Annotated in this window: 8 protein-coding genes and 2 pseudogenes; 8 read left to right on the forward strand and 2 right to left on the reverse strand. The window is 55.7% G+C overall.

Going from position 1 to position 8,244, the window contains the following annotated elements:
- The 4 genes and pseudogenes from GOB86_RS13990 to nfsB form a co-directional block, all read left to right on the forward strand.
- Nucleotides 1–99: pseudogene (locus tag GOB86_RS13990) on the forward strand (IS5/IS1182 family transposase); the annotation flags it as partial.
- Nucleotides 100–179: 80 nt separating this feature from the next.
- A complete protein-coding gene (locus GOB86_RS13995; protein ID WP_165993216.1) occupies nt 180–1,235 on the forward strand; it encodes a CHASE3 domain-containing protein in 1,056 nt (351 codons plus the stop codon).
- A 48-nt stretch (nt 1,236–1,283) separates the two neighbouring features.
- Nucleotides 1,284–1,973 (forward strand): diguanylate cyclase, encoded by a 690-nt coding sequence (locus GOB86_RS14000; RefSeq protein WP_165993218.1) that lies wholly within the window; start codon nt 1,284–1,286, stop codon nt 1,971–1,973.
- A gap of 201 nt (nt 1,974–2,174) precedes the next feature.
- Nucleotides 2,175–2,825, forward strand: a complete 651-nt coding sequence (gene nfsB / locus GOB86_RS14005; protein ID WP_165993220.1) for an oxygen-insensitive NAD(P)H nitroreductase — start codon at nt 2,175–2,177, stop codon at nt 2,823–2,825.
- Nucleotides 2,826–2,971: 146 nt separating this feature from the next.
- On the opposite strand, the gene GOB86_RS14010 is transcribed toward nfsB, so the two are convergent.
- Nucleotides 2,972–3,355 carry a hypothetical protein gene (locus GOB86_RS14010; RefSeq protein ID WP_242012695.1) on the reverse strand — a complete coding sequence of 128 codons (384 nt, stop codon included), beginning with the start codon at nt 3,353–3,355 and terminating at the stop codon, nt 2,972–2,974.
- A gap of 155 nt (nt 3,356–3,510) precedes the next feature.
- On the reverse strand, nt 3,511–4,407 hold the full coding sequence (locus tag GOB86_RS14015; protein WP_165993221.1) for a LysR family transcriptional regulator: 897 nt from the start codon (nt 4,405–4,407) through the stop codon (nt 3,511–3,513).
- A gap of 126 nt (nt 4,408–4,533) precedes the next feature.
- Between GOB86_RS14015 and GOB86_RS14020 the strand changes: the two genes are divergently transcribed.
- The 4 genes and pseudogenes from GOB86_RS14020 to GOB86_RS14035 form a co-directional block, all read left to right on the forward strand.
- Nucleotides 4,534–5,037 carry a nucleoside deaminase gene (locus tag GOB86_RS14020; RefSeq protein WP_253544459.1) on the forward strand — a complete coding sequence of 168 codons (504 nt, stop codon included), beginning with the start codon at nt 4,534–4,536 and terminating at the stop codon, nt 5,035–5,037.
- A gap of 4 nt (nt 5,038–5,041) precedes the next feature.
- Complete coding sequence (locus GOB86_RS14025; protein WP_165993225.1) at nt 5,042–6,433, forward strand: nucleobase:cation symporter-2 family protein; 1,392 nt, start codon at nt 5,042–5,044, stop codon at nt 6,431–6,433.
- A gap of 60 nt (nt 6,434–6,493) precedes the next feature.
- A complete protein-coding gene (locus GOB86_RS14030; protein WP_165993227.1) occupies nt 6,494–7,309 on the forward strand; it encodes a hypothetical protein in 816 nt (271 codons plus the stop codon).
- A gap of 83 nt (nt 7,310–7,392) precedes the next feature.
- Nucleotides 7,393–8,244 (forward strand): annotated as a pseudogene (locus tag GOB86_RS14035) (IS3 family transposase); the annotation flags it as partial.

Raw genomic sequence — 8,244 nt, forward strand, 5'->3', positions numbered from 1 at the left:
CTCAAGCAGTTTCGCGCTATCGCAACCCGCTACGATAAACTGAAATCGACCTTCCTCGCAGCCGTGCAGTTCGCCTCAATCATCATCCTGCTTAACTGACGACACGCCGTAAAACGGAATTGAAAAGACAAAATATATTCTGTATTTTATGCAAAATTTTATAATTAAAAGAGATTATTTTGCTTCATTCCCTTACGTCCCGGATCGTTTTTGTTGGCTCTATCGTCAGCGTTAATCTGGTCTGCCTTTCGGGGCTGCTGCTCTCGGCCTCCAACAGCATGATCGCCAGCTTTGAGTGGAACACACACAGACAAAAAATAACCGAAGTCGTCTCCGAGACCCTGTCTGACCTGCGCGAGGCACAGGCGGAAGAACGTGGCTACCTCCTGACCACGAACCCCTCCTTCGCCAAGGATTTTGACGACCGGGTCGCCTCCGCTTTATCCAAGGTCAACATGCTGGAGCAGTTGGTTCAGGATAACCCGGTACAGCACGAGCGGGCACAAAGCCTGCAAATTGCCACCAATGAACGCATAGACACCCTGACCAAGCAGATTGCCCTGGCCCGCCAAGGCCGGTTTGACGAAGCCCGGTCGAGGGTTGTGATCGGTCAGGGCCGTGTGGACATGGCCATTATCGCCCAAAAAGCGGACGAAATCCGCCAGACCGAGCAGGAACTGCTGATCACGCGTGAAGCCACGGCCAAGGCGCATGTCAGTTGGAACAGAAAGCTGGTTATTGGTGGCTGCCTGATTATTGTCCTGCTGGTGAACGGTCTGCTGTATATTGTGCTCAACGGCATGCGCCGCTCGGTCAGCCAGATCGTGCGCGCCATGTCCGACTTCGGGAATGGCAACCGCACCGTGCGTGTGGATGACAAAATGGGCTGCACCGAATTTGATATGCTGGCCCAAGGTTACAACACCATGGCCGAACGGCTGGACGCCGCCATGCAGGCGCAGGAAGCAAGCGACCAGAAACTGCTCAAGGCCAATACAGAACTCAAGCGCAACAACGAGGCCATGGAACTGCTGGGCGAAATGGCCCACCGACTACAGGCCGCCCGCACCAGTGATGAACTTTCGGCCATTATCTGCGCTTTTGTTCCGCGTGTGCTGCCCGGCATACCCGGCGCACTGTACACCCACAACCACACCACCAACCAGCTTGAGCGCATAGCGCAATGGGGGGCCCCATCCGTTGGCTGCGAGGGTCTGCACCCCTCATCATGCTGAGCGCTGCGGCTGGGGCAAAGCCACTCTGTCTCCTCCCCCGGAGGGGATGTGGTCTGCCAGCATGTGGAAAGTGATGTCAGCATTTACCATTGCGAACCCCTGTTCGCGAGTGGCGAGGTCGTGGGGCTTTTGTACCTGCAAAGCCATGTGGAAGAAGAAAATCGCTTCCGCCTTGTCGCTCTGGTGGAAAACATAGCCTCCGCTCTGGTGAACCAGAACCTGCAAAAAGACCTGCTGGAACAAACAGTCCATGACCCGCTGACGGGCCTGTACAACCGCCGTTACATGGAAGAAACACTGAATGCCGAAATTGCCACGGCCAGCAGGAACAACACCGAACTCGGCCTGATCATGGCCGATATCGACCACTTCAAGCACATTAACGATGAATTCGGGCATGATGCGGGGGACATGGTCCTACGGACGATTGCCAACGAGATCCAGAATTCCTTCAGAAGTAATGACATTGTCTGCCGCTTTGGGGGCGAGGAATTCCTGATCATTACCAAATCGCACCCGCTGCACACACTGATCCAGCGGGTGGAAGACCTGCGGGCCAGTCTGTCCCGGCTGGAACTGCACTATAACGGGCGCGCCCTTGGCAAAACGACCATGTCCTTTGGGGTTGCCATGTGGGACAAATCCCTGAGCACGGAAACCTCGGCCATTATTCGTAAGGCCGACGCCGCCCTGTATCAGGCCAAAAAGAATGGGCGGGACCGGATTGTTGTCGGCTAAAATCCGCCACCTGCCATGCAACCCGTAATTGGGCCGCACGGGTCCACCATCCCCCTTTCCTCTTGATCTCCCACCCTATCCGACCCACTCTAGGCGGGAGCAACAGACCGTCTGGCGCACTCACAGCCCCATGCCGCGCAACGTCCATTGCTGCGCGGGGGCCATAGGCACGGACAACACCGGGGAACGTAGGACAACACCATGGACCTTCTGCACACTCTCACGCACCGCCATACAACCAAGGCATACGACACGGAGCGCAAGATACCGGCACCAGTTGTGGCGCAACTGCTCGAAGCCCTGCGTTACAGCCCCTCCTCGGTCAACTCTCAGCCTTGGCACTTTTTTGTCGCCGATAATGACGCAGGCAAAGCCCAGATCGCCAAGGCCACCAGTAGTCCCTTTGCCTTTAATGCGTCTCGGGTCATGGATGCATCACACGTTATTGTTCTGAGCGCGCGCAATACGCTCCCTCCCGAATACCTGCAAACTCTTTCTGATCAGGAGGAGGCGGACGGTCGCTACGCCAATGCAGATGCCCGCGCACAGGCGCACAAAGGGCGCGCGGGCTTTGTCGGACTGCATGAGCAGGCAGGCGATGTGCCTGTATGGACACAAAAACAGACCTATATTGCACAGGGTTTTCTGCTGCTGTCCGCAGCCCTGCTTGGCGTGGACGCCACCCCCATGGAAGGCTTTGACGCAGCCATTTTGAGCACGGAACTGGAACTGGCGGAAAAAGGATTGTCACCGGCCGTTATTGTGGCTCTGGGCTACCACTCGGATGCCGACTTCAATGCCCGGCTCCCCAAATCCCGCCTGCCGGAAAAATCCATTTTCTCGCATATCTGACCAATTCTTTCCCTCCGCAGAACGGAACAGCCTGAGCTGGAGGGAAAGCCCCAATGGGGCACTACGGGGTATGCATGGTTTTTTAAAAGAACCTGCCCCCTCAACACCGACCATCATCCACAGCGGGGGTCGAGCAATCCGCCGGGTTAGGACCCACCATTGGTGTTGATCGGGTCATCATTGATTTTCATTTTTTTAACAATTTGGGCCAATTCACGCGCATAGGCTGTTTTGACATTGGTTACAGCCTTGCCCACCCGCTCCTTGGGGTGTTTTTGGCATTCGTCCCTTATGGCTTTGGACAGACCTTTTGTAATCTCGTCTGGGGGGCGGGACTCTATCATCTTGTCCCCCGAGTAATCCTCATGCTCGGAATTGAGGTAGTCGATACAGATCCCGTTGGCGTTGTTTGTTGTCTTCTGCATCAACGCCTTATAGTCCCCGTCCTCCTCATTATCCTGCGCCAGAACAGGGACCGCGCACACCACAAGCGCGCTGCCAAGAACAAGACTTATAAGCTGTTTACGCATGGTCCATGCCCCTCAATTTCCTGTTCGTTCTGGCAGATCATACCATATCCGGCACACCCAGACCTAACCGGCCAGCCTTGGCGGATCGGCACCGGGCCAGCATCAGCCCCGGCCCAAGCAAGCCCGCCATAACAGATACCACAGGTTGCAAGCACTTACGTGGGCATGAGCGTTCCCGTTTGCGGCAACGCATCAAACATGCGCGAGAGAACAGCCATGGCGGGCGTAAACTCCCCAACATCGGGGCGCGTACACAGGCATAATGTTTCTCTCAACCGCAGATTATCAAGGGCATGGAAGGACAAATCCCCTTGCGAGAGATCGTGAACAACGTCCAGCCATGTCAGAAAACCCATGCACTCACCACGCTTTATGTAATCCCGTATGAGTCTGACCGAGTTGGTGTCCATCAAAACCCGTGGCTGTACACGCATACGCGTGAACTCTCCATCCAGCCTTGGCCAGAGGGACAAGGAACTATCTGGCAGGCACAAGGGCAAATCAGCGCAGGCGGCCAGCAGAGCGGAACCATTTGACCCGGATGGAGCGAAACCGGACGACGTGATTAAACCAATGTCATAATCACGCTTTTTTCGGATCAGTATATCCTGCTCATCCATAACGTTAAAAGCAATAACCACATCCAACTCCCCCATCCGGAGTTGATGAATAAGGCTATTGGTATCGGACACAATAACTTTAAGGGCGGTTGTGTGCACCTGCAATTCCGGTTGCGCCATAACAAACGGCAAAAGACATTCCATAATACCCAGACGCAGGCGCGTTGTATTGGGTTGCGAGATCATGGCCCGCAACTGCCTCTCCGCATCGATCCACTGTGTTGCCTGTTCGCGTAATTTTTTACCCGCATCCGTCAGACTGCTGCCCTGGGGGGTGCGGGTCATTAACGGTGCCCCAAAGGCCCGCTCGAGCATCTGCATCTGTCTGATCAGGGCTGATGACGCAACATTCAACACCTCTGCTGCACGCCGGACCGAGTTGTGGCGGCTGATTTCCACAAAAGAGAGGAGCTCGCGCGAAAAGGCGGACATTCTTCAAAATCTCCCGCGTGTATGAAAAATCAGAACACCGTTGACAATTCATTGCGCTATAAGAACAAAAGCGCAATGCTTAATATCCAGAGCTTCCTTGCCGCGTATTTTTATGGGAGCACGAACGTGTCCACAGAGGTCCTACTGCCACCCGCTCTTACGACCACCGACCGGGCGTTACTGGAAAGGACTATCCAGATTTCCGAAGAGAGCAGACAAGCGGGTAATCACCCGTTTGGTGCCCTGCTGGCTTCGGCTGATGGAAAAATCCTTCTTGAATCAGGCAATACCGCCGCTACGGACCGTGGCACAGGCCATGCCGAGCTGAATGTTGCACGCAAGGCATCTGGCCTGTTTACGGCTGAGTTTTTATCAACCTGCACACTGGTCACCTCCGTGGAGCCATGCTGCATGTGCGCGGGTAGCCTCTACTGGGCAGGCATTGGGCGGCTTGTTTACGGCATGACCGAAAAACGCCTTGCAACCCTGACCGGTGATAACCCGGAAAATCTGACCATGAACATGCCCTGCACGCAGGTTTTTGACGCAGGGCAACGCAAGGTGGTGGTGGTTGGCCCTGTGCAGGACATGGAATCCCAGATCGCCCATGCGCATGAAGGGTTCTGGTAAGACCATGGCGAGCGCCCCAATGCCACAGCTCCGCAAAACATCTGACCCAAACGGGGTTGATGCGGTTCTACCCATAGCACGCATGCTGCCACTGGCCGTACAGCACGTTATGGTCATGTATATGGGGGCCATTACCGTTCCGCTGGTCATCGGGCGCGTGCTCGCACTCCCTGCGGCACAAACGGCCACCCTTATTCAGGCAGATCTGTTAACCAGTGGCATTGCAACATTGCTGCAAACAATTGGCACACGCTGGCTGGGTGCGCGCCTGCCGCTTATGCAGGGTGTTTCGTTTGCAACCGTATCGTGTGTGATTGGCATTGCCTCCTCCCCCACCTTTGCCCACAGCCAGCAGAACGAAGGGCTACGCACGGTCTATGGCGCGGTTATCGTTGCCGGGCTTGTGGCAATACTGGCAGCCCCTCTGGGCCGGTATGTGATGAAACTTTTTCCACCCATTGTGGTCGGCACATCACTGGCCATTATGGGGCTTAGCCTTTTGCCTGTTGCGGTAAATGAAATAGCCGCGGGCACGGGAGTGCAGGCGGGCAGGAACATGCTTGTCGCCATGAGCGTATTTGCCTGTGCCATTGCTTTGTCCATTGCAGGACGGGGTGTTTTTAAAAATCTTGCGGTTATTATTGGCGTGGGCCTTGGTCTGGTTGTAGCGTTTTTAGCGGGTCAGCTATCGCCTCATCTCAGTGGCATGCCCCCATTGCTGGCACCGGTTGCGCCGTTCCCTCTGGGGTGGCCGATCTTCCACCTTATGCCATCACTGAGCATGATCGTGATTGTTGCCATTACATGGGTTGAATCTGTGGGAGATGCCGTTGTTGTAGGGGAAATGACCAACCGCCCCGCCACACCAGAACGGGTGAGCAGACTTTTGCGCGCGGATGGTGTGGCCACACTTCTGGGCGGGATTATGGGATCCTTCCCCTACACCGCTTTTTCCGAAAACGTAGCGCTTTTAAGCATTACGGGGGTACGCAGCCGGTGGATTGTCGCCCTTGCTGGCGGCATATTGTTCGTTCTGGGTCTTTCGCCTTTTCTGGCAACAGCGGTTGCGGCTCTCCCTCCTGCTGTTGCAGGAGGGGCCGGGCTGATGATTTTTGGCACCCTGATGATGGTTGGCATACAAATGCTGGCATCCCTTGGGCTGGAACCGGGCAACAGGCCGTTTATTGTTGCCTCGGTCAGTATTGTTCTGGCTATGGCGATTGTGCTGAAACCCGATTTTTTCTGCTTTATGCCCGAATGGACGCAATCCGTGCTGCAATCCCCCGTAGTTACGGGCTGCCTGAGCGCCATAGCGCTCAACATCATTCTGTCCTTCAACAAAAAAACAGATGATACGGAAAGCGGAAAGCCCAACCACCCCGCCCAGCACAATTAACTTTTTAATAATCCCTTCCCGCCATCCTGCACAGGCTTTTCCGTAGTGCAGGACCACCCGATGACAACACTCAACACCACCCAACCCGCAAGCACAAACCTCAATTCATCGGGCATATCCTACGCCACGGCACAGAACTCACCCCCCACAGACAGTGCCAGCACAACGGGCAGCGCCACCACCAGCGCGGACCTGTCGGGGGCGACTTCCCCCGTGCAGATCACATTATCTCAGGCCGGGCTTGATTTTCTTGCAAACACATCATCTACGGCCAACGCGTATCTGGCCTCCGCGCAGGAGGCTTTGGCCCGGCTGGATCAGCTTGCCAAATCAGGCCATACGACCGCCAGAGAACAGGCGGAAGAACAGGTTAACAACCTTAAAGCCCAGATGCGCCAGCTTATGCAGCTAAAAGCCTTAATGTCCCCCAAGGCACTGGCTCAGGAACTGGCTCAGCTTGCGCGGCAACTAGCTGCGGCCGTAGCGCAATATACGCAAAGCGGTGGAGGTGATGCCGCCGTAGGCAATGCGGTGCTGGCAGCACCACAGACGGCCACACAGCCCTCCCCCGAGCCCCAGACTGACACCCAGACACAACAAGATACACCCCAAGCACAACAGAGTAATATGGACGACGCAGGCAATAACACCTCATCCGATGGCAGGCAAAGCACTACACCCTCATCAACATCGAACACACAGGACAGGAATAATCAGGATTTTGCGCAAGCGGCTCAGGGGTTATCTGACCAGATGAAGGCGCTACTAGAAGACAGCAGGAGCCGGTTGAAAAAACAGGGAGCATCGCCTGACACCGACATTCAGGCGGCCCAGAATGCACTTGAAAATATCGAACAAATAGCAACAAAAATATAGTCTGATTTGGGTATATGAGAGGTGGTCCCCATTTTTCGGACAGGGCGATAAGCTATCATCTGGCCTGAACGAGGACGGGTTTTATGGGCAAGGTTACGCGGAAACGGTATGCGGCAGAGTTCAAGTCACGGGTTGCGCTGGAGGCGATCCGTGGGGAACTGACGCTGGCGGAACTGGCTTCGAAACATGGGGTACATCAGACGATGATCGCCCAGTGGAAACGGCAGGCGATCGAGGGGATGGCGGCGACCTTTTCCGGGAAGACGGTGGCTGAGCCTCCGGTCAGCCCAGTTGATGTGGAGAAACTGCACGCGAAGATAGGCGAACTTCTCGTGGAACGGGATTTTTTACGCGATGCCTCTGCTCGGTTGGGCGTGATCAGAGGCGGCAGATGATTGACCCGAAGCGAGCGCGTCTGCCGATAATCCGGCAATGCACGCTGCTGCAACTCAACCGGTCGGGCGTCTACTATCGGCCTGTGCCACAGAGCGAGGCCAATCTGGAGTTGATGCGGCTGATCGACGCCCAGTTCCTGGAAACGCCGTATTATGGCTCACGGCAGATGACATGGCATCTGCGCCGCCTAGGACATGAAGTGGGCCGCAAGCGGGTCCGGCGGCTCATGGCGATCATGGGCCTGCGGGCGATCTACCAGAAGCCGCGCACGACCGTGCCCCATCCGGAGCATCGGAAATATCCATATCTGCTACGGGATCTGGTCATCAATCGGCCTGACCAAGTCTGGTGTTCCGATATCACATATATTCCCATGAAACGGGGATTTCTCTATCTCGTGGCGATCATGGACTGGTTCACGCGCAAGATCCTGTCCTGGCGTCTGTCGAACACGATGGACGTGGAGTTCTGTATCGAGGCGCTACAGGATGCCCTCATGCGCTATGGCGCCCCGGACATTTTCAATACTGACCAGGGGT

This window comes from Acetobacter lambici, assembly GCF_011516885.1.
GTDB classification, from domain to species: Bacteria; Pseudomonadota; Alphaproteobacteria; order Acetobacterales; family Acetobacteraceae; genus Acetobacter; species Acetobacter lambici.